At 38.4% G+C, this 22,588-nt stretch carries 24 protein-coding genes; 10 read left to right on the top strand and 14 right to left on the bottom strand.

The genetic code is table 11. The features are described 5' to 3' along the window. Positions 1-14: 14 nt before the first annotated feature. From ACTIEV_RS03685 to ACTIEV_RS03660, 6 genes are all read right to left on the bottom strand, one after another. The gene (locus tag ACTIEV_RS03685) at positions 15-383 is read right to left on the bottom strand and encodes a response regulator transcription factor (protein WP_439516108.1); all 369 of its coding nucleotides are present in this window, start codon (positions 381-383) and stop codon (positions 15-17) included. A gap of 49 nt (positions 384-432) precedes the next feature. After that, a complete protein-coding gene (locus tag ACTIEV_RS03680; protein WP_439516107.1) occupies positions 433-3,402 on the bottom strand; it encodes a PAS domain S-box protein in 2,970 nt (989 codons plus the stop codon). 99 nt (positions 3,403-3,501) lie between these two features. Next, on the bottom strand, positions 3,502-4,236 hold the full coding sequence (gene kdsB, locus ACTIEV_RS03675; protein ID WP_322196459.1) for a 3-deoxy-manno-octulosonate cytidylyltransferase: 735 nt from the start codon (positions 4,234-4,236) through the stop codon (positions 3,502-3,504). A 36-nt stretch (positions 4,237-4,272) separates the two neighbouring features. After that, on the bottom strand, positions 4,273-5,094 hold the full coding sequence (locus ACTIEV_RS03670) for a sterol desaturase family protein (RefSeq protein ID WP_178886543.1): 822 nt from the start codon (positions 5,092-5,094) through the stop codon (positions 4,273-4,275). Positions 5,095-5,291: 197 nt separating this feature from the next. Next, complete coding sequence (gene dnaN, locus ACTIEV_RS03665) at positions 5,292-6,407, bottom strand: DNA polymerase III subunit beta (RefSeq protein WP_439516106.1); 1,116 nt, start codon at positions 6,405-6,407, stop codon at positions 5,292-5,294. Positions 6,408-6,520: 113 nt separating this feature from the next. Next, a complete protein-coding gene (locus tag ACTIEV_RS03660; RefSeq protein ID WP_439516105.1) occupies positions 6,521-6,937 on the bottom strand; it encodes a response regulator in 417 nt (138 codons plus the stop codon). A 74-nt stretch (positions 6,938-7,011) separates the two neighbouring features. Between ACTIEV_RS03660 and ACTIEV_RS03655 the strand changes: the two genes are divergently transcribed. Genes ACTIEV_RS03655 through nagA form a run of 4 tightly spaced genes read left to right on the top strand, consistent with a single transcriptional unit; the run spans position 7,012 to position 10,389 of the window. Beyond that, complete coding sequence (locus tag ACTIEV_RS03655) at positions 7,012-7,494, top strand: regulatory protein RecX (RefSeq protein ID WP_322196457.1); 483 nt, start codon at positions 7,012-7,014, stop codon at positions 7,492-7,494. Between the two features lie 38 nt (positions 7,495-7,532). After that, a complete protein-coding gene (locus ACTIEV_RS03650; RefSeq protein WP_416194684.1) occupies positions 7,533-8,465 on the top strand; it encodes a lipid A-modifier LpxR family protein in 933 nt (310 codons plus the stop codon). Between the two features lie 28 nt (positions 8,466-8,493). Continuing rightward, on the top strand, positions 8,494-9,285 hold the full coding sequence (locus ACTIEV_RS03645) for an amidohydrolase (RefSeq protein WP_439516104.1): 792 nt from the start codon (positions 8,494-8,496) through the stop codon (positions 9,283-9,285). Between the two features lie 3 nt (positions 9,286-9,288). Beyond that, positions 9,289-10,389 carry an N-acetylglucosamine-6-phosphate deacetylase gene (gene nagA / locus ACTIEV_RS03640; RefSeq protein ID WP_439516103.1) on the top strand — a complete coding sequence of 367 codons (1,101 nt, stop codon included), beginning with the start codon at positions 9,289-9,291 and terminating at the stop codon, positions 10,387-10,389. 113 nt (positions 10,390-10,502) lie between these two features. Here nagA and ACTIEV_RS03635 read toward each other — a convergent pair whose 3' ends face one another. From ACTIEV_RS03635 to ACTIEV_RS03625, 3 genes are all read right to left on the bottom strand, one after another. Then, complete coding sequence (locus ACTIEV_RS03635) at positions 10,503-11,981, bottom strand: S41 family peptidase (RefSeq protein WP_439516102.1); 1,479 nt, start codon at positions 11,979-11,981, stop codon at positions 10,503-10,505. A gap of 6 nt (positions 11,982-11,987) precedes the next feature. Continuing rightward, positions 11,988-13,022, bottom strand: coding sequence for a thiamine-phosphate kinase (thiL, locus tag ACTIEV_RS03630; RefSeq protein ID WP_439516101.1), 1,035 nt, complete (start codon positions 13,020-13,022; stop codon positions 11,988-11,990). A 66-nt stretch (positions 13,023-13,088) separates the two neighbouring features. After that, positions 13,089-13,871, bottom strand: a complete 783-nt coding sequence (locus tag ACTIEV_RS03625) for an inositol monophosphatase family protein (RefSeq protein WP_439516100.1) — start codon at positions 13,869-13,871, stop codon at positions 13,089-13,091. Between the two features lie 104 nt (positions 13,872-13,975). Here ACTIEV_RS03625 and ACTIEV_RS03620 point away from each other — a divergent pair, with 104 nt between their 5' ends. The 6 genes from ACTIEV_RS03620 to mtgA all read left to right on the top strand — a co-directional run bounded on the left by ACTIEV_RS03620 (position 13,976) and on the right by mtgA (position 19,420). Next, positions 13,976-15,127 (top strand): glycosyltransferase family 2 protein, encoded by a 1,152-nt coding sequence (locus ACTIEV_RS03620; RefSeq protein WP_439516099.1) that lies wholly within the window; start codon positions 13,976-13,978, stop codon positions 15,125-15,127. 61 nt (positions 15,128-15,188) lie between these two features. Further along, entirely contained in the window at positions 15,189-16,724 is a 1,536-nt protein-coding gene (locus ACTIEV_RS03615) for a GH3 family domain-containing protein (RefSeq protein WP_439516098.1), read from the top strand. Continuing rightward, a complete protein-coding gene (locus tag ACTIEV_RS03610; RefSeq protein ID WP_322196449.1) occupies positions 16,721-17,347 on the top strand; it encodes a peptidylprolyl isomerase in 627 nt (208 codons plus the stop codon). Before ACTIEV_RS03615 ends, ACTIEV_RS03610 begins: the two co-directional genes overlap by 4 nt. Positions 17,348-17,423: 76 nt before the next feature. Further along, the gene (locus ACTIEV_RS03605) at positions 17,424-18,077 is read left to right on the top strand and encodes a LysE family translocator (RefSeq protein WP_322196448.1); all 654 of its coding nucleotides are present in this window, start codon (positions 17,424-17,426) and stop codon (positions 18,075-18,077) included. A gap of 83 nt (positions 18,078-18,160) precedes the next feature. Further along, positions 18,161-18,682, top strand: coding sequence for a hypothetical protein (locus ACTIEV_RS03600; RefSeq protein ID WP_322196447.1), 522 nt, complete (start codon positions 18,161-18,163; stop codon positions 18,680-18,682). A gap of 12 nt (positions 18,683-18,694) precedes the next feature. Further along, entirely contained in the window at positions 18,695-19,420 is a 726-nt protein-coding gene (gene mtgA, locus ACTIEV_RS03595; RefSeq protein WP_322196446.1) for a monofunctional biosynthetic peptidoglycan transglycosylase, read from the top strand. Between the two features lie 3 nt (positions 19,421-19,423). On the opposite strand, the gene ACTIEV_RS03590 is transcribed toward mtgA, so the two are convergent. From ACTIEV_RS03590 to ACTIEV_RS03570, 5 genes are all read right to left on the bottom strand, one after another. Then, on the bottom strand, positions 19,424-20,011 hold the full coding sequence (locus ACTIEV_RS03590) for an ATP-binding protein (RefSeq protein WP_322196445.1): 588 nt from the start codon (positions 20,009-20,011) through the stop codon (positions 19,424-19,426). Positions 20,012-20,044: 33 nt separating this feature from the next. Next, on the bottom strand, positions 20,045-20,368 hold the full coding sequence (locus ACTIEV_RS03585) for a four helix bundle protein (protein WP_416194685.1): 324 nt from the start codon (positions 20,366-20,368) through the stop codon (positions 20,045-20,047). 151 nt (positions 20,369-20,519) lie between these two features. Beyond that, positions 20,520-21,140, bottom strand: a complete 621-nt coding sequence (gene pnuC / locus ACTIEV_RS03580) for a nicotinamide riboside transporter PnuC (RefSeq protein WP_322196444.1) — start codon at positions 21,138-21,140, stop codon at positions 20,520-20,522. Between the two features lie 44 nt (positions 21,141-21,184). Then, the gene (locus tag ACTIEV_RS03575) at positions 21,185-21,856 is read right to left on the bottom strand and encodes a DUF4377 domain-containing protein (RefSeq protein WP_322196443.1); all 672 of its coding nucleotides are present in this window, start codon (positions 21,854-21,856) and stop codon (positions 21,185-21,187) included. A 71-nt stretch (positions 21,857-21,927) separates the two neighbouring features. After that, positions 21,928-22,461 (bottom strand): DinB family protein, encoded by a 534-nt coding sequence (locus ACTIEV_RS03570; protein ID WP_322196442.1) that lies wholly within the window; start codon positions 22,459-22,461, stop codon positions 21,928-21,930. Between the last annotated feature and the right edge of the window lie 127 nt (positions 22,462-22,588).

Raw genomic sequence — 22,588 nt, 5'->3', positions numbered from 1 at the left:
AATAATATTAATCATTAGGATTTTCCTAATCGTGTCATGAGTCTTTTTACACGAATAGAAAGTTCGTTCAAACTAAATGGCTTGGTGATATAATCATCGGCGCCTAATTCAAAAGCTTCCATTACTACTTTTTCCTGCTCCATAGCAGATAATATAATAATGGGTATTTGCTTCTCTCCTTTTTTCAGTATGGCCGTTAACTCTAAACCCGAGGCATAAGGCATCATAATATCCGAAATAACCAGATCAGGTTGTTCAGATTCGATCTTTGAGATCGCTTCTCTTCCATCAATTGTAGCAATAACCTCATAACCCTCTTTCTTAAGCTTCAGCTCAATCGTTTTCAATAACATGGGTTCATCTTCTGCAACCAGGATTTTCATATTTGTCTTTCAGACTTTAAGGTATTTGATAAAAATACGAGATTTCGGGTTATCGACCCTTGATCTGCTCTTTTTCGTCAATCAATTGGGTTTTCATCTGATCAAATAGAGTACAGACTTCTGTTACTTTAGCCGGTATCTGATCAATGTCTATTCGCTCTCTTGCACTCGATTCTATTTTTCCTAACAATTCAGAAATGTGGGTTGCTTGCAACATAGCAAGCGCTCCTTTCAATTTATGCGCCAACTGATAGAGGGCATCCCATTCTGCTTTTTTGGAAAGTTCAGCAAGCTCGGTCATTTGATCAGGCGTATTTTCAAGGAATAAGTTCAATACATCCAATAGCGAGTCTTTGTCATCCAGACCTTCGAGTAAAGAGAGGTCATATAGTTTCTGGCTATTCATGGCATCATGGTTATCAGGTTCGATTTCCTCTTTGATGAGCAGTCGTATCAATCTTTTGTAGAGATCATCAAAATCAAAGGGTTTCAGCATGAAATCATTCATCCCCACTTGTACTGAACGTTCACGATCGTCTTTTAATGCGGTAGCCGTCATAGCGATGATGGGAATTTGTAATTGTAAAGTTTTCCTGATGTATTCCGTTGCTTCATATCCATCCATCACCGGCATTTGAAGATCCATGATGATCAAATCATATTCGTTCTTCTTTTGTTCCAAAAGATCAATAGCTACCCTGCCATTATTGGCTATGTCTACGGTTCCACCTACTTTTTTCAAAACATAACTTACCAGTTTTTGGTTCACCTCATTGTCTTCTACCACCAAAAAGTATTTATCTTTTAAGAGCTTTGATTCATCTTTTTCTCCTGATGAACCTTGTTGTACTTCATACGGAACCTGGATAATGAATTCAGCACCACTACCTGACTTATTCGCAAATTGGATGGTTCCTCCTTGTAACTCTAATAGTCCTTTACAAATGGATAAGCCCAATCCGGCACCACCATAATTTCTGGCAATCTCCGGACCCGCCTGCATAAATGGCTCAAAAATGATGCTTACCTTTTCATCCGGCACACCTATTCCGGTATCAGATATAGTGAATCGAAGGGTGGCTTTATTGCCATTCTGTTGAGTTACTTCTGTCTTTATGCGTACTTCTCCACTAACTGTAAACTTCACGGCATTACCAATGATGTTCACCAACACCTGGTTCAAACGATAGGGGTCACCAATTACAGTTTCCGGTAGCCCTATATCATGATCAAAAATGAGTTTCAATTCTTTTTGTGCTACTTCATGGTCAAATTGAGATTTGACCTGACTCAGCACATCTCGAATTTGAAATGGAACTTTATCCAATGTAATTTTCCCGGCTTTGATCTTGGAAAAATCAAGAATATCATTCACGATAACCAACAGATTGTTCACCGATCTTTTGATTATAGACGTGAATTCCTTTTGCTGACCATTGAGTTCTGTCTGCAAAAGCAAATTCGTCATACCTTGAATACCATTCATCGGCGTTCGAATCTCATGACTCATATTCGCCAGAAACTGTTCTTGCAACTGTTTGGCCTCTTCTGCATTTTTTCTTGCTTCTATGAGTTTCTGCTGGTATAAAACCCTATCTGTAATATCTGTAGCAATACCACCAATACCGAATATTTTTTTCCTATGATCTAGCAGCGGAAACTTGATCACCAATAGGTTTTTTCTTCCTTCCGGACCAAAGATCCACTCTTCACTTTCTACCGGCTTACGGGTACTGATGACTTCTTCATCCAGACGTTTGTAATGATCGCCTGTTTCTTTCTCACTGAAATCATAATCTGTTTTGCCGATTACCATCTCATCCGTAACACCTATTACATCTTTAAATCGTTTGTTGATATTGATATATTTTCCATCTAAGCCTTTGATAAAAATGAGGGAAGTGGTATTCTCTAATATCGCTTCCAGTCTTAGTTGGTTTTCTTTTCTTCGCTGTTCCGATTCTTTGAGTTCTAACTCAATTTTCTTTTTCTCTGTAATATCTCTCACCATACACTGAAAGCCTTGTATCATTTCATCTTTAAAAATGAGTTGAGATGTCTGTTCTACCCATTTTTGATTACCAGCTTTTGTTCTGATCACAAACTCTAGTGAAGTAGACGCTATTTTACTTTGAAACTGTTGTGTATAATGATTGAACACTTGTTGCATCCAGGAAGGATGCAATAGAAAAGAAAAATCTTTCCCGATGAGTTCTTCCACTGAATATCCCGTCAGATCGCCTACTTGTTGATTTGCAAATGTGATAATGCCATTAATGTCTGTAGTATACATCACCATACCGGCATTCTCAATAAGATTCTTGTAACGTTCATCACTGTAGCCAACAATTTCTTCGGCTTTTTTTCTACGGGAGATATCTCTATTGAGTTGCACAATCAATGACAATACAATAATAAACGCAATGACGGCACCAATCATAGCCGCATAGATACTGTTTGAATAATTTTGTGCATTTGCTTGTAATCTTTCACCAAGAACAACTTCACCACATACCGTTAATCTATTAAGAATATTAAATATAGCCTGAGACTGTTGTGGTCCTTCACCCGTCGAGGAGAGCCTTTTTTTAATAAGTTCTTTTGTCGCGCTATCAGTAAGTACCGCTTTTTGGAAGCGCTCTTTATTCTTGACAAGCTCTTCTAATGTGCTTAATGATGAAGAAGAGAAAGCTGTGTCATTTTTAGTTTTAGAAACTATTTGCGCAAATAAAGTATTTGTCTTCTCATGGAGCTGCTCGATAACGGGTTGCCAGTTTTTATCATTCGTAATCAACAAGCTTCTTGTAGCTGACTCAGCTTGTCCCAACGAGCTTTTTAATTCAGCAATATCTTTTAGAACAGAATAAGTAAAGTCAACTGAGGTCCTGGTTTTATCAAGGTCTTTTTTGATGAGGTAGAGCACAATAGCAAAACTGATCAATGTAAGTACTGCAAAAAAGAATAACCATCGAACCCTTCCATGCATTACTACCGATCTGTTTTTGTTATTCTTGCTCATGCTTACATTGTTCGTAAAATGATCTTGGGGGTATTGTAAAGATAAAGTTTTGCCCTTTGGGAACAGCATCCATCTGACCGGCACAGTATTAAAAATACCTTATTGTTGATGCAGGTATTGCTCGGCTCTTATTAAATCTTCAGGTGTATCAATCTCAACCCCCATGTATCCGGTCACCACCATCTTAATGGGTATGCCATATTCCAGATAACGTAAGCACTCAATTTTCTCAGCGGCTTCCAATGGCGTCATTGGCCAGTTGGTAAAATTGATCAGTGCTTCTTTCCGAAATGCATACACACCAATATGTTCATAATAAGTAATGGCTGCCTCCGTACTTCTTGGATAAGGAATCACACTTCTTGAGAATAATAGGGCATTATTGTTTCTATCCACCACCACTTTTACATAATTAGGATCTTGAATGAATGTTTGGTCTTTCAACACTTGCATCAGTGAAGCTACCTGTACAGATTTCCCTGATTCCCCTTCAAAAACATGCAATAATTTTTCCAAGGGCGCTTTTTGAACAAAGGGTTCATCCCCCTGCACATTTACAACAATGTCAATATCCATGTCTACCACAGCTTCTGCAATTCTGTCGCTACCGCTCTCATGCGGCTTTTTACTCATGATGGCCTTACCGCCATTGGAGACTATTTCCTGATAAATAATATCGCTATCTGTTACCACATATACTTCGTTAAACAACCTTGTTGCCGAAGTATTATCATAAGTATGTCTGATTACCGGCTTGTTCCCCAACACCTGCATGAGTTTTGCAGGAAAGCGAGTAGCGGCATATCGGGCAGGAATAAACGCTGCGATCTTCATGAAACTATTTTCAGCAAAGATGAGCTTTTCTTAGGTTTAGTAATCGGTCTTTACAGATCGGTCAAAAGGTATTTTCAATTGATAGGAAAGATCTTCATCTGTACGATCGTCCAGAACATCCAATCCATAGCGCAACTGTTCAACGGGTGTATAGTTAAAAGTGCCAAAGAGTCTGTCCCAGATCGAAAAAATATTGCCATAATTAGAATCCGTTTGCGGACGTACATAATGATGATGCACTTTATGCATATCCGGAGAAACAATGACCCAACTGATGGCTTTGTCTAACCATAAAGGCAATCGAATATTGGCGTGATTAAATTGCGATAATACTGCACTCAGACTTTGGTACATCATCACCAGCCACATGGGTGCACCACAAACCAATACACCAATGGTTGTGAACACCGCACGAAACACACTTTCTCCCGGATGATGACGATTGGCGGTAGTAGTGTCTACATGGGTATCTGCATGATGTACCATATGGAATTTCCACATCCATTTGAACTTATGCTCAATAAAATGAATGAACCAGGCACCAATCAAATCCAATAACAATAACCCCCCTATCATGAATACCCATACAGGCATTTCTACCAGTTGAAGCAATCCAAATTGATGAGCAACAGCCCAGTCGCTGGATTTGACAATCACCAAAGCAAAAGCAAAATTGATGACAATGGTAGTGATGGTAAAAAAGATATTAATGGACGCGTGTTTCCATTTATTGTACCGAAAACCAAAAAGTGGAATCACGCCCTCTATCAACCAAAAAAAAGTGATCCCTCCGGCAAGAATCAATGCACGGTGCAAACTGGGAATGGTATCAAAATATTGAATGATGTTCTCAAGCATGGTTAACAATTGTATACTCACTAATGTACAAATTAATCAGCAGTACGCGTTTGCTTGTATAAAAAAGAGGAAGTCTCAAAAGTAAAAAGAAGGCTTTGAGAATCGCCTAAATGAAAACTTTCTCCATCAGGTACCCGAATAAAAAGAGGCTGTATCGGACTTTTGATACAGCCTCTCAAACATATCTTTAGAAATGATTAGTTGTTTAACATCAACGGCATTACCAGCATTAGCAGATCTTCCCCTTCTGCTTGTTCTGTAGGTTTAATCAACCCTGCTTTGGTAGGGGTTGACAATTCCATCTTTACATCTTCCGTATCTGCAGCACTTAGCATTTCAATCAGGAATTTGGCATTGAATGCGATTTGAAGGTCTTCGCCATCGTATTGACAGCTCATACGTTCATTTCCTTCAAAACTAAAGTCGATATCCTGAGCGGCCAATTGTAACTCACTTCCTGTAATACTCAATGCTACTTGATTGGTGCTTTTGTTACTGAATACATTTACTCGGCGTAAAGCATTTTGGAAATCCGCTTTATTGACGATCAGTTTGTATGGATTATCGGCAGGGATCACCACTTTATAATCAGGGAAACGCGCATCAATCAATCGACAGATCATTTGAGTAGATCCATGATTCACAAAAAGATGATTGCTGTTATAACTCACAGTGATAGCATCATCGTTATCCGGCAAAGCGTTCTTTAACAGGTTCAACGGTTTTTTTGGAACAATGAATGAATCTGTTTTAGAAGCATGTGCATCTGTACGCTTATATCTTACCAGACGATGTGCATCGGTAGCCACAAATTGAACCCCATCTTTAGAAAGTTCAAAGAAAACACCTGTCATAGCAGGTCTGAGATCATCATTACTTACCGCAAATAAGGTTTTATTGATGGCGGTCAGCAATCCGCTACTGGTCATATCAAAACCTGTGGTATCGTCTGCTGCAGGTTCTTTGGGGAAATTATCCGGATTTTCGCCCATGACTTTATATTTACCATTATCGCTGGTGATTTCCACCGCAAAATTCTTGTCAATATTGAATGTAAGTGGTTGATCTGCAATGTTTTTTAACGAATCCATGAGGATTTTAGCGGGAATACAAACCTTTCCATTGGCCTTACTTTCTACATCCATTTGAACACGCATGACGGTTTCCAGATCGGTTGCTACAACACTCAATTTCTTATCCTGAATTTCAAATAGGAAATCTTCCAGAATGGGTAATACAGTATTGGCATTAATAACACCGCTGATCTGTTGCAGGTGTTTCAAAAGAGAGGAGGAAGAAACGATAAATTTCATTCTGCTGAATTTAGATACGCAACAAACCTAAGGCAAAATGTTAACATTCCGTAACCAAAATTCAGGGGTTATCCGGACAAGAAAAATAGATTGTGAATGAGTTGTGGATTGGATCAGGAAACAGAGCCGATACCTTCTAACAATTCCTGATAACGCACGCGCGTAATGGGCTTCACAATATAATCTGTCACTGAGTTGTATTGTCGAGAGCGTCGGATATCCGCATCATCAACAGAAGAGCTTACCACATATAAAGCCATGGATTTGGGAAACTGGTTGCGGATCTTTTCATATTCTTCGAGGAACTCCCAACCATTCATGATGGGCATATTGATATCCAGAAAAATAACATCCGGTAAATTCGCGGGATCTTTGCTGTTCTCCCCGGAGAAAAAAGCGATGGCTTCGCTGCCATCATAAAAAGAGCGGATATCTTTGGTCATACCCGTCGCCTCCAGCATTTTCTTGGCGGTGAACTGATAGATCTTATCATCATCTATCAAACAAACGGTATGTTGTATCTGACTCATTTGGGATGTATTTCCGAAAACGTTTCCATACAATAACAAATATAATTAATAAAACAGTAATTTAATCAGCTCTCATGTTTTCGAAAAGACTAACTCCAGAACAGGCATGGCAAAAGATCAAACATTTTTGTGCCTATCAGGAAAGATGTCACTTTGAAACCAAAGAAAAACTATTTGGCTTTGGGCTCTCCAAAACCGATGTGGAGACCCTTATTAGCAGACTCATAGAGGAAGATTACCTAAATGAAGCTCGTTTTGCTGCACAATTTGCGGGTGGACATTTCAGAATAAAAAAATGGGGTCGCGTCAAAATCGTCTATGCTTTGAAGCAAAAAAGAGTGAGTTCGGTCAATATTAAATCTGCCTTAAAAGAAATTGATGAGGAAAATTATAAGGCAATTTTAATGAAGTTGGCTGAAGCTAAATGGAAATTATTGAAACATGAACAATATTTAAACCGACAAGCAAAGACTTCTCAATACTTAATGAATAAAGGATATGAGCCAACCTTGGTTCAGGAAACAATTCAACATATTCGTCGTTCTGCAAAAGATTAATTTTATCTTAGTAGCATCCTCTCTCTTGAAAACACTATATGCGCTTTTTGTTTCTGTTTATATGGCTTGTCTTATCCTGCCTTACGCATGCACAGGAAAAAAGATTCTTGCGCAAGGAACTTTCATTTACAACTGAAAATGATGCCTTTTTACTAAAAAAAAAAGACGCTTATTATACCAATGGTTTTTTTGTACAGTATCGTTTCGCCGATACTGCAACTGTTCGTAAAAAAGTACATGCGTGGGAAATCGGGCAGATGATTTTTACGCCCTTGTCTAAAAAAGAAACCATTGCCGATATTGACCGTCCTTATTGTGGTTATTTATATGCCCGGTATAGTCAAACTATTGCCAGCGCCAACGACGCAATATTACAGTGGTATGGTACTTTGGGAGTAATTGGTAGTGCCTCGCTTGCAGAAAAACTACAGAATGAATATCATAAACTGTTGGGGTTTCTGCGCTTTAAAGGATGGGAGTATCAAGTAAGAAACGCTATTGGACTAGATGCAGGTGTCTCTTATGCTTTTACTGCTCTTTCCTTTAATGATATATTCAAGATTGTACCCATTACACAAGCGAATCTGGGTACCACATTCACCAATACTAAAATAGGTGCGGTTTTATTAGCAGGAAGTTTTGAAAAAAATAATAGCAGCATATTTTTTAATACAAGAGTGCATAATGGAAGGTCTGTACCTCAAAAGAAAACAGAAATTTTTCTATACGCCTATCCATCTATTACTTACCAGACATACAATGCTACTTTACAAGGCGGACTATTACACAAAGGTACTGGCGCTGTGCTCGCAGACCCCAAACCTTTTGTATTGGAACAGCGATATGGCATAGCATACGCTAAGGAAAGAATCAGTACCAAAATTGAATTGATCTATCAATCAAAAGAAACTGACAGACAAACACGTTCTCAGGTTTATGGTTCTCTTCAAATTGGTTATCGCATGTTTTAAAACAGCAGTTTCTAGTTAACTTGCATACATGTCATCACTTCATATCTCTTTGATACAAACCAAGCTTTTTTGGGAAAACAAAACTGCCAACTTATTGATGCTGGAAGAAAAGATCAACAGCATTTCACAAAAAACAGAGATCGTTGTATTGCCTGAAATGTTCAGTACGGGATTCAGTATGAATCCACCCGCCTTCGCGGAAACCATGGATGGACCTACTATTGAATGGATGAAAAAGATGGCAGCTGAAAAAAAAATTATTCTGACAGGAAGTGTTATTATTCAAGAAAATAATCAGTTTTTTAATCGGCTATTGTGGGTATTACCCAATGGTACGATTGGTCATTATGATAAGCGTCATCGATTTGCTTTTGCCGGAGAAGATCAACATTATTCCAACGGACATAAAAGACTCATTGCGCAAGTAAAAGGATGGAAAATCAATTTACAGATCTGTTACGATCTACGTTTTCCGGTTTGGGCCAGACAACAATCGGATGATGAGCCGGAGTATGATCTGCTTTTATATGTAGCCAATTGGCCTGAAAGAAGAAACCATGCCTGGAAAACATTACTTACCGCGCGTGCCATCGAAAACCAAGCTTATGTAATTGGTGTGAATCGTGTAGGTGAAGATGGCAATGGTATTTATCATAGTGGCAACAGCATGGTCGTTGATCCACTCGGTGAGGTATTGTATCACAAAGAACATGAGGAAGATATTTTTACCATCATACTTGAAAAAACCACATTGATTGAAATAAGAAATAAATTTCCTTTTTGGAAAGATGCAGATGATTTTCACATCACTCAAGACTAGACCATGGCAGAACGTAATACTTATTATGCAAACCGATTATTTACAGGAAGCAAATGGCTGAATCAATATGTAGTTGTTACGGAACGTGGTGCTATTATTGATATTCTTCCTGCTACTGCTATTCATGAGCCATACACCGCACAGTTCTCATTGATGGCGCCGGCATTTATGGATATTCAGATTTACGGGGCTTATGATCGTTTACTTGCTGTGTATCCCGAAGTAACTTCATTGGAACGTCTATACGAGTATTGTAAAAAAGGGGGTGCTGCTTATTTTCAACCCACCGTTGCCACTAATAGTTACGAGGTATTCAAAAAATGTATTGATGCCGTTCGTGCTTACAAACAAATGGGTGGTAAAGGCTGTATTGGTTTGCATGTTGAAGGCCCTTGGATCAATCCGCTGAAGAGAGGAGCACATCAGGAGCAATACATCCACGCCCCTACATTGGAGCAAGCACGTGAACTACTGGAATATGGCAAAGGTGTTATCACCATGATCACACTTGCGCCGGAGGTTTGTAGTCAGGAAGTATTATCCATGATTCGTTCTTATGGTATCGTGATCTCTGCCGGACACAGCAACGCTACTTATGAAGAAAGTATGTTGGCATTTAAAAACGGAATAGGTGCGGCAACTCATTTATTCAATGCCATGAGTCCTTTACATCACCGTGAGCCGGGATTGGCAGGTGCTATTTTAGACCATGAAACAGTGATGTGCAGTGTGGTACCCGATGGTTATCATGTTGACTTTGCTGCCATTCGTATTGCCAAAAAACAAATGAAGGAAAGATTATTCGCTATTACGGATGCTGTTACCAATACGACCACCGGACCCTACCCACATGCACTCAAAGGCGATTATTATGAATCGGATGGTGTATTAAGTGGGTCTGCTTTGAACATGGTGAAGTGTGTACAAAATCTGGTACATAAAGCCAATATTCAACTGGAAGAAGCTTTCCGAATGGCCAGCCTCTATCCTGCACAAGTAATGGGCTTAGCACACAGAAGTGGAAGAATTGAAAAAGGATATAATACCGCATTGACAGGGCTTAGTGAAACGTTGGATGTAATTGAGGTAGTTGATGGTCCATAGTCTATGGTTCATAGCAAATGGCTCATGGCAAATGGTTAAAAAGGAAGAGGCAGTATCAAAAGTCTGATACTGCCTCTTCCTTTTACTATGGACTATAAGCCATTTGCTATGAACTATCGACTATTGTCTATCATCCTCCTCACTTCACGCAACTTAATATCATATCCTTCACGAATAGCTTTTGAAGAGGGTTTGATAAATGTATCCGGCATGATGCCTCTTCCTTTAGGTCTATTTTTGTCGATCACCAAACGATACAAAGGCAAACTCACTATGAGTCCGGAATGGGGTAATGTGATCTTGGGAATATGCATGGCTGAATTACCATAATATCCACCACCACTTTCTTCTCCCAATACTTTTACATTCGATTGTCCTTGTAAATGCGATATGAACATGGTAGCTGCAGAAAAAGTATAACCACCTTGTATCAAATACAGTTTGCCGTCATAGTGATGTTTTGTAGCCGGTTTATACTGATGTTGTTCATACCTGCGGTAATGAATTTTTCCATCTTGCATTTTCTTTCCGCCAAAATTCATCGCTAACCAATAGATAAATGATGGCTTGATATATCGACTATATTGCATTCGTCTACTGAATGCGACAACACTATCGCCTACTTTAAAAGGTTTGTTGATGAGGTATCTGGTTAAATCAATACTATTGCCAACATTACCACCACCGTTTTCCCTTAAGTCTATCACGAGGTTTGCAATGGAAAGACGATTCAAGGTTTTGAAACTTCGCCTGAAAAACGTTTTGAGTCTTCCTCCTGAAAAAGTGGTTAAACGAATAAAAGCAGTACTATGTAAAGTATCAATCACCATCGAACGCTTATTTAACAACCGGAGTTTTCTCAATTCTCTGCGTGTTAATGTGGGTGTTATTTCGCGTATTTGTTTTTTTGTGGAGTCTTTTATTGGACGATATGCTTTGATACTGGCTTCTTTCTCTTGTCCAAGTGAATCTATGTATTTGATAACATATATCGAATCGCCATCACCCCAAATGGTTTTATACCAACCGGGAAAATTACCACTGATGACCTGACTTTTATGATTGGTGATATACCCATCTGTACTGATATATTGGTAAAGGGTATCTAAAATCTCTACAGGTGATCTTCCATTGATAGCTGTTACAATGGTTCCGCTTTTGAAAATTGAATCATTATTATAAGCACTACCCAATACTACCAAGCTATCATCCCAAGCCTTTAATGCCAATGGAAATTGAGGAAAGCGGTAGCGATTGGCAATTTTACCATATGCTTTTGAAAATCGAACAGTAGTATGTCCACAACGAATGGTTGCAATGAGTTTAGATAATCGGTTTTTATAGTCTACTTCATTCAGTGAATCGGTAATACCTGCAATGGTTGTTTCAAAATAATAATCGATACTGTCTTTAGATGTGTACCAATATAAACTTGGGTGATTTGCTTCCAGCACTTTTTTAAGAATCCGAATATCTTCCTTTAAATCTGCCGCTGCCATTTTAGGAAGTGGAGGAAAAAAGTTTTGCGCAGGTGCTGATGCTGAAACAATCAGCATAAAAACAACGGGTATCGATCTTCGGATAAAATTCATAAGTTTCTACTGCTGAAAAGCATTCCATCCCTGTGCAGTAATATCAAAACTGTTTCCTCCTTTGGTCAATAGCTTACAACCCTCCTCGAGTTCAGCCATGTAACCAATTACACTCATGTCTTCATTGAGTGTAATTTTATCATAGTCCTCTTGTTTCAGTGTAAAGATGAGCTCATAATCTTCTCCGCCATTCAATGCACAAACAGTAGGATCTAAACCAAATTTAAAAGCAGCTTTTCTGCTATCTTCTGCAATAGGTAGCTTTTCTTCATAAATACGACAACCCAATGCGCTTTGTTTACAGATATGTAAAATTTCGCTGCTGATGCCATCGCTTACATCCATCATAGCAGTAGGAACGATATTATTTTGTTCAAAAAAATCAACGATCTCTTTTCGAGCTTCCGGTTTTAATAATCGCCCTACTATATAACTTTCATTCTCTAGATCAGGTTGAATTTTTGGATTTTCAAGATAAATCTTCTTCTCTCTCTCCATCAGTGTAAGTCCCAGATAAGCGCCTCCCAAATCGCCACTCACGCAAATCAAATCGCCTTTTGAGGCAGTACTTCTTTTTACAAATTTTTCTGGTGCCACTTCTCCAATAGCAGTGACTGATATAACAAATCCTTTTGTAGAGGAAGAAGTGTCGCCACCAATGAGGTCTACTTTATGTTTTTCACAAGCAAAGTGAACGCCTTCATAAAATTCAGTAACTGCTTCCAAACTAAAACGATTACTGATACCAATGCTCACGGTGATTTGTGTTGGCGTTGCATTCATCGCATAGATATCACTCAGGTTCACCATCACTGCTTTGTAACCCAGATGCTTCAATGGCGTATACATCAAATCAAAATGAATACCCTCCAGTAATAAATCGGTGGTAATCACTGTTTGTTTACCGAAATGATCGATCACAGCTGCATCATCACCTACACCCAAAATAGTTGACGCATTATGCGTTTCAAAATTCTTGGTGAGGTGTTCGATCAATCCAAATTCACCCAAACTCGCTATTTCTGTTCTTGTTTCACTCATAATTAGGTATAAATGATGAATAATGAATGTCGAATATCGAATATCGAAATTCAATATTCGATATTCTTAATTGCCAACCTGACGCCCATTTACAATCGCTACCAGTTCGTCATGTATTTTGCCGTTGGTGGCTATGATATGTGGCTGGTAGGGTGAGTAATGATTCCCTTTAAAGTCGGTCACTTTACCTCCTGCTTCTTCTACCATTAAAAATCCGGCTGCACTATCCCAGGCTTGTAATTTATGTTCATAAAAACCATCAAAACGTCCGGCAGCAACCCAACACAAGTCAATAGCAGCACTACCCAATCTTCTAACCGGAACGCCTTTTCGGATCAGCTTTTCAAATACTTGTAGCGGACCGTTTTCCATATCTAAATAAGTATAAGGAAACCCTGTCACCAAACAACTTTTAATGACTTCCGTTTTATCACTCACCTGAATTTTTTTATCATTCAATGTGGCACCAAATCCTTTTTGAGCGAAGTAAAATTCATTGATGAATGGATTATACACAGCACCGAGTATCATTTCACCATCTTGTTCAATACCAATACTCACACAACAAATGGGAATGCCGTTTGCGAAATTTACAGTACCATCAATCGGATCAATGATCCATTTATAAGAAGAGTCTTGAATAATTTCTCCTGTTTCTTCACTCAGAATAAAATGATCAGGAAAGTCTTGTCGGATCACCTCAAAAATGGCTTTTTCAGCAGCATGATCTGCTTCTGTAACCAGATTATTGACCCCTTCCTTATTGCTGATCGTAAATTGTCCGTTGAAAAAGTGTTGTAATTGTGCGGCTCCTGCCTCGGTTGCTTTGATAAGTGTTTGTTTCAACATAGGGCAAAAATAACGAACCTGCGGTTAAGGGACAAGAAACAAGACACAAGTAACGAGATTGAATACAGTGCTTCTGAGTATTATTGCATATTGAAAACCATCATTTGACACTCAGTATCATCATAGTTAATTACAATGTGCGTGCTTTTTTGGAGCAGTGTATACGTACTATATTGATGTCGTCCCAGAATATCGATACAGAGATCATTGTAGTGGATAATGGTTCTTCCGATAACTGTATTCCCATTTTACAACCCTTGTTTCCGAAAGTACAGTTTATCAGATCGAATATCAATCTGGGTTTTGCCAAAGCCAATAATCTGGCATTGCAAAAAGCTTCAGGATCATTTGTCCTTTTTTTGAATCCCGATACGCTGCTAACTCCTTTTGCTTTGTCAACCTGTTTGCAGCATTTTGCTACGCATGAACAAACCGGGGCAATAGGTATTCGGATGATCAATGGGTTGGGGGAATTTTTACCGGAAAGCAAAAGAGCTTTGCCTTCACTTTCAACCGCATTTTTTAAGCTTATTGGATTGGCACGTATTTTTCCTTCTTCCGGTATATTCAATCGGTATGCACTCGGACATCTTTCTCCACTACAAAACCATCAGGTAGAAGTACTGGCCGGTGCTTTTATGATGGTTCGTAAAAAAATTTTGGACACGCTTGGTGGATTTGATACTGATTATTTCATGTATGGTGAAGATATCGATCTGAGTCTACGCATTTCCAAAACAGGTTATACACTGCAATACTTAGGAGAGGCTACTATTGTACATTACAAAGGACAAAGCTCAAAACACAGAACTGTTTTTCATACGGCTATCTTTTTTCAAGCTATGAAAATCTTTGCGCAAAAAAATTATCGTCTGGGTTGGATGCTGATCCCTTTTATTCAGTTACTCGGTGTATGGACACAATTCAAGAAAAAGATTTCAAAATCCGGTTCAACCGAGGCTTTATTGCAAGCACATAAAAACTTATTGGTTATATGTAAGAAAGATCACGAATCCGATATCCTTTCTGTTCTTGAGCAACAAAACAGGTCTCACTGTTATTTGTCGAGTGTACATCTTCATCAACAATCCATCAGTATGCTTTCTAATGAAATCAGGCAGTATAAAGCGGAACAAATATTGATCCGTATCCCTGATATGGATATGTCAGATGCCATCAGTTTGATGGAAAAAAATAAAGGCATATTTTTTCGGTTTATTTTTGCCGACTCAGCTACCATTAGCTTTAACAATTGAGCGCTCTGTTTTTACAAGCTTTTAATGTAGTTTCGTATATTCACTTAACCCGATTCTGACGATGGCCATTTTCGATATTAAACTTCCCAATAGGATTCTTAAAGCATTAAGACTGCCGCAAAACAATCCGCGCAGACAGCAGATCAGGGTATTAAAGAAGTTATTACGGAAGGCCCGATTTACGGCTTTTGGTCAACAATATCGTTTTGATGAGATTTTATTAAGTAAACATCCGGGAAAAAAGTTTCAAGAACTGGTTCCTACTTTCAACTACAATAAAATACATCAGGAATGGTGGCATAAAACACTGGAAGGCATACCTGATATCTGTTGGCCCGGTAAGATTCGCTATTATGCATTGAGTAGTGGCACCAGTGAGGCAGCCAGTAAATATATTCCTGTTACCAATGATTTATTGAGTGGCAATAAACTCGTAATGATTCGTCAACTTTTTAGCTTGAGAAATTATGAGAATATCCCTTATAGTTCCATCGGCAAGGGTTGGCTTACCTTGGGAGGCAGCACTGATTTACAAAAAGAAGGTCCGGGTTATTATGCAGGTGACCTGAGTGGTATTACCCAGAAAAAAGCACCTTTTTGGTTCCAGCCATTTTATAAACCGGGAAAAAAGATCGCCAAACAGAAGGACTGGAATAAAAAATTAGAAGAAATCGTTGATAAAGCTCCTGATTGGGATATTGGCTTTATTGTAGGCGTGCCTGCATGGATTCAAATGTGTATGGAGATGGTGATTCAACGATATAAGCTGAACCATATTCACGAAATGTGGCCCAACCTGGCATTCTTTGTACATGGTGGCGTAAGTTTCGAGCCGTATAAAATAGGTTTTGAAAAACTACTTGGTAAGCCCATTACTTATATTGAAACCTATTTGGCTAGTGAAGGTTTTATTGCATATCAGGATCGTCAATTTGCAAAAGGGATGCGATTGGTGACCAGCGAGCATATTTTTATGGAGTTTGTTCCATTTGATGATACCAATTTCAATGCAGATGGTGAAATGATCGACAATCCTGAAGCCTTGATGATTCATGAAGTGGAAGAAGGAAAAGATTATGCGTTACTCATTAGTACTTCTGCGGGTACCTGGCGCTATCTCATTGGTGACACCGTTCGCTTTGTTGATAAAGACCGTTGTGAAATTGTGATTACCGGTAGAACCAAACATTTTCTAAGTTTGGTAGGAGAACATCTCAGTGTCGACAATATGAATAAAGCGATTCAACTCGCCAGTGAAAAGATGAATATTTCTATTCCCGAGTTCACAGTAGCCGGTGTTCCTTATGAAAGCTTTTTTGCACACCACTGGTATGTTGCCTGTGATGATACCGTTGATAAAAAACAATTATTACAGCTGATTGACGGCGCACTTAAAGAATTGAATGATGATTATGCTGTTGAAAGAAAAAGTGCTTTAAAAGAAGTTTTTTTGGATGTACTCTCGGAACATCAATTCATGGAATTTATGCGCTCTAAAGGAAAAGTGGGTGGACAACATAAATTTCCTCGTGTTTTGAAAGGAAAAATGTTGGAAGACTGGCAAGCTTTTTTAAAAAAAGAATTGGTGACTGAATGAGAATATTATTGACCTTATTATTAGCGGTTTGTCTGCTGCAAGCACAGGCACAAGTACCTAAAGACGCATTGCTAAAAAGAAAAGCACCCGAAAGCTTTCAGGTACTCTTCACAACTACAAAAGGTTATTTTATTTTAGAAGCGTATAGAAGATGGTCGCCATTAGGTGTAGATCGATTGTATCAGTTGGTACTCAGTGGTTTTTACAATAACAATATGATCTACCGTGTAGAACCCAATTATGTGGTACAGTTTGGTATATCTGACAAATTTGAATTGAATTTTTTCTGGGATCGAAAAAAAATTACTGATGAGCCTGTGTTGTACCAACACAAAAAGGGAGTCGTAGCGTTTGCCCGTGATATTGCCAACAGCAGGGCTACACAGCTTTTCATCAATATGGTTGACAATCCAACATTGGATACCACTATTCGTTCCGATGTCAAAGGGTTTTCACCGATTGGTAAAATTATCAAAGGAATGGAAGTGGTGGCAAAGTTCAATTCCCAATACGGCAGACGCATAGTCCCGATACAAGATTCCATTTATCTCTATGGTAATGCATACCTACAAGAAAATTTTCCCGGTCTGGATTATATTATTGCAGCACAGATTATTCGCTGAGTTGATCCACTGATCAAACATTCTTCTGATTTTACAATTTTTGCCATTATTTTCGGCATTTAACCAATACCCCTTCATGGTTGCCCCATTTTTAAAAGGAATATTGCTGGGTCTTATCCTTAGTATCTCTGTAGGACCCGTGATCTTTGCCATCATCAAGCAAAGCATCAATAATGGGCATAAAGCAGGTTATTTATTTGTGGCTGGCGTTTCGGCAAGTGATATTTCACTGGTATTGATCTGTAATTTTTTTACTTCCTTATTCAATACAGCTATATCACATAAAACATCCATTGCTATTGCAGGTAGTATTTTCTTAATCGCTGTTGGTATCTATACGCTGTTCTTTAAAAAAGTACATACGGATGAAGAAAATAATATTGCTGATAAAAAATTCAGAAAAAGAGATTACGCTGCTATTTTTTTATCCGGTTATTTCATGAATACACTGAATCCGGGTGTTTTTCTTTTTTGGTTTGCTTGGACTGCCGCTATACTGGCTGATTCACAAACTGCAGAATACCCAAATGAATACCGTTTGATTGTTTTTGGTACCTGTTTGGTATTTGTTTTAGTTTCTGATATCCTGAAAGTAGTATTAGCAGGTAAACTACGTTCCCGATTAACCGCTAAGAATCTACATTACATCAATAAATTATCAGGATTGATACTCATTGGTTTTGGTATTGCCTTGTGTTGGGGTGCTGTTTCTTTATTGAAACAGGTTTAACAATTCTGCAAGTCAGGGAACTTGTTTTCTAATTATCTTTCCTGAACATGAAACTGCTTTCTGTCTTTCTTTTACTGTTATGTATGGAGAAAACATACGCTCAAACCAACATTCTTGTTTTTAAAGAAAAGAACAGGAATGTGAAAAGTTGGGTGCACGATAACTTCATTCATTTTCAATATATAACAACACAATGGATGGATGGAAAGATCAAAAAAATCACATCCGACTCCATCTATATCAACACTTTTGCTTTGAGGCAGATCCCGAATCAATTTGGGTTTCCGACGATCGATACTTCTTGGTTTGGTTTAATGGGCATTCATGTATCAGAGATTATTGGTATGCCGGGAAATCGATATCGAAGTGGTATTATCGGTAATGGAACATTATTTCAGATAGGAGGTTCAAGTTATATTTTAGTCAATATACTGAACAGTATCATTAAAAGTGACAACATATTCCGTAGTGCCAATATTACGAGCATTGGTATTGCAGCAGGTATTATACTCATCGGAAAGTTACAGTCGCTGAAATACCGACCTTATATTCGGATTCGAAAAAAATATTCTATGCAGATCATTTCTACGCAAGCGGTTAAATAGTATCTTGTATTGATGGCTGAAAAAAAATCATTTTGGAAAAAATGTCGCAGTATCATTTGGCGAACGACTGTGTTTCTATTTTTAAGTTCATTGGCATATATCATCATCTGCAGATGGGTGATGCCGCCCATCACCATTACTCAGATTGCCAATAGTTTTTCATATGGATTAAAGCGTGATTATATCTCATGGGATCAATTACCCTATAATATCAAACTTGCTGCTATAGCCAGTGAAGACCAAACTTTTCCCGATCATAGCGGATTTGATTGGGATGCGATTGAAAGAAGTATGAAGCCCAAGAAAAAAGGGAAGAAAACAAAGATTCCACTGGGTGGTGGCGCCAGTACCATTACACAACAAACAGCTAAGAACGTTTTTTTATGGCAGGCCGGAGGTGTAGGGCGATATATCAGAAAAATTCCTGAACTCTATTTTACAAAAATGATTGAATGGATCTGGGGAAAGCAGAGAATTCTAGAAGTATACCTCAATATTATTGAAACAGGACCGGGAATTTTTGGGGTAGAAGCCGCCTCGCAAAAGTATTTTGGTAAACCTGCTGCAAAATTATCAAGAGCCGAAGCTGCAATGATCATTGCCAGTTTACCCAATCCTAAAAAATTTACACCAAAACCTATGAGCAGAAGGGTGAGTTGGCGTTACCCGCAAATATTGAAACAGATGCAGAATATTGAAGATGATGCTGATTTACAACAATTATTAAAAAGCAAATAAAACCTACTTGCGTATAGCATCCACAGCAGCAATAGCCTGCAGCAATCGCTGATCATAATCGCCACTGATCTCAACCCAGGGAGTAGATTGATTCATCATAATGTCTCTATAAATATGATATAGTTCTTGTCTAGGTTTCTCCTCCGGATATTCGCGTAATTCATCCTGTACCCAAGGAAGATCCGGTTTGCATAAAAGATATAGATCGTATTGTCGGTTCACAATTTGATCTAAAATATACTGATGACATTTCTGAAACACATACTCGCACCACACTTTCATCACATACATATCCGTATCAATAAAGAGAAGAGGTTGCCGTGCGGATGTTTGCATGGTTCTACTATTCACCCAAACACCATTGACCATTGACCATGGACCCTGGACCATAGAACTAAACTCATCTTCCAAAGCCAGTTGTCCCTTCGCAATGGTGAGTAGATCTTCAAACTTATAATCAGTTCCGTTCGTCAACAGATATTCCCGAGCAAATTCAGGGCACCAAGCTGTTGCATAATGCTGCGCCAGCAACTCACACAATGTGCTCTTGCCGGTAGACTCGGGACCAAGTATGACGATCTTTTGAATCATGAATACTGAATAATAAATTTTGAATGATAATGATTAATTGATTCTGTTCTTTTGTGTCGTAGAAATGCTTTTTGAGAAAATAGAAATTAACTCTATCGTTTCTGTTATAATCAATTTTATTTCATCATCATCAGACCAACCCATTTGCCGGATAATTAGTAGGTTGTTTTTAGTTTCTCTTAATTCTTTTAATGCGATCTTAAGTTTATGAATAAAATCATTTCTTGACTCTGCTGATTGCGCTTCCCCATAATGAAATGCTGGTGCAGTAGCGCTTCGGATTAATTGTCCAGATAAATGTTTTCCTGCGTATGACGTAGGCATTTTTTCTGCAAACCGAAAGCAGATACAGAAAATCTTATAAGACGTTGTTTAAGATCAAATTTTCTTTCCATCATATATAACTTTGATAGAAACAAAATAAGCAACAATGCCTATCCTCGTATAGCGTATAAATACGCTTTTTTACTGCATATCCCTTCTACATTCATTATTCAATATTTCTAATTTACCGCGCTTTTTTCTTCCATTCTATTAATCCGGAAATGGCAAGGATCAACAAAATCAGAAACTGCACGCTGGTAAATACATAACCTTTCACAAAATACAACGGAATAGAAGCAATATTTGTTGCGATCCACCAGATCCAGCTTTCTGTTTTTTTTCTAGCCATTAACCACATCCCTGTATATGCCGAAGCACTGGCAAATGCATCCGCCCAAGGAATGGCTTCCGGTGCAAAACCAGACTGTAACCAGCTCAAGAGTGCAAACAGTAACAAATAGAAGAAAGCAAAAAACAACAACTGTTGTATCCACTCTTTCCGATTACTATTCGTGATGCGTAAGACGAATTCTTTTTTTATAGCATCTTTTCTGGTCCAAAGAAACCATCCATAAATACTCATGACAGAATAATAGACATTTACACTTGCTTCTCCGAATAGTTGTCCTTTAATACTTAGATAGATATAAATCAGTGTATTGATCAATCCAATGGGATATACCAGTATATGTTCTTTTCTACTAAACCATACACTGCCAATACCCGCCAATACAGCTACAAACTCAAGAAGTGATGTTTGTCTAATGCCTTGTATAAACTGATCAATGAATACTTGAATGCTCATAAAGAAGAGCAAAATACAGATTCAGACTTGAATACAATCAATTGTTAATTCTCCGGAACGATGAATTGCAATAAAAGTTCCTGATCACGGTATAATTGAAGGTTATTGCCTGATAATTGATAGCGGTTCACTGCTGTAAGATGTTTCAGGTACAGCGACTCCATTTCCATATCTGTACAAGCCATTTGTGTAGAGCCTACCCCGGAAATAAAAATACGCTGTTGGTCAAAACTTACTTTACCGAAATAACGGTTACATCCTGCTTTACCGGAGATTCTTCCATTTCTTTTATCAAAAGAAATACTGGGAACAACGTTGTTGCCTACGATTTCCATTTTCCCACTTTTACTGATACGCACCAATGAAAGAGGGCGCTGATCAGGTATCGGCGTATTTTTTAATGCATAATTTTTAGACCGCTCTTTACTAATAATATTTATCAAGTAGTAATTATAAATACTGCCATCTGACGGCGGACGTTCTCTTTTTACACGCATCACTTCCAGCTTATAATGATAGCCTTCTTCGTAAGAAAATCCTTCAATACCGGAATAAAACAAAGCATAGGGCTCATCCGGTTTTTCTTTTATCTGTAAGCATAGTCCCCTTCCTACTCCATAACAATCACCCTTTATATCAGCCACATAGAAAATCATTCGCTGACTAAATGCAAAAGAAGCGCATACAAGTAATAATAAAGTGAAGCAGATTTTCATAATAGTATAACAGTAGCAAAGGTCATACCATAACAAATATGATTCGCATCTTTTAACAGATGGCTGTTCTTTTAATTCAATGAAATCAGTCCGTGCTCTATACTTTTCCCGTGATGAGAAGCATGATAGGCTGTAAAATAAAGCATTTCACGAAGTGTTAATTTTCCTAACAGCGGATGCGGTAATACATATCTGTCTAGCGACAACTCACTTTGTTTCAATGTTTTTCGTACGAGTTTTTGTACCAGCCGCTGCAGCTTTTTCAGTAAGACTTCTTTATCTGCCGGGTTTATTTGCATAGGAGGAACAAATGCGTCGGAAGCTCTACCACCGGCTTGTAGTTTAATGTGATAACGATCTACGAGTGCATCATAGCTACGGGAAGGTCTGTTTGCAATTCCAAATCTCCAGCTGAGTACGAATTTAGGTAAGCCCATCGCCATATTTACAGGTGCCACACTTTTGATCAAATGATCTAGCTGTTGTAAAGCATTCCACTTGTCCTTGGGAGCGTATAACAATTCGCGATCACTCAGATTTCGTATTTGGTCAATAACGTGCAGATAATTTTGTTGCAGCAACTGTGCAAGCGCTTCTTTTTCCATGTTAGACGATTGCAGGATTGGATCTGATAACAAATATAGTTTCCATCTACTATATCACAATGATAACAGCTAAGTCAGGCAATTACCCGCAAAAAAAAGCGTTGTACCCATCTAGATACAACGCTCC

Source organism: Sediminibacterium sp. (assembly GCF_051861365.1).
Lineage (GTDB): Bacteria > Bacteroidota > Bacteroidia > Chitinophagales > Chitinophagaceae > Sediminibacterium.
The sequence above is the reverse complement of the archived record's forward strand: the minus strand, read 5'-3'. Positions and strand labels throughout refer to the sequence as shown.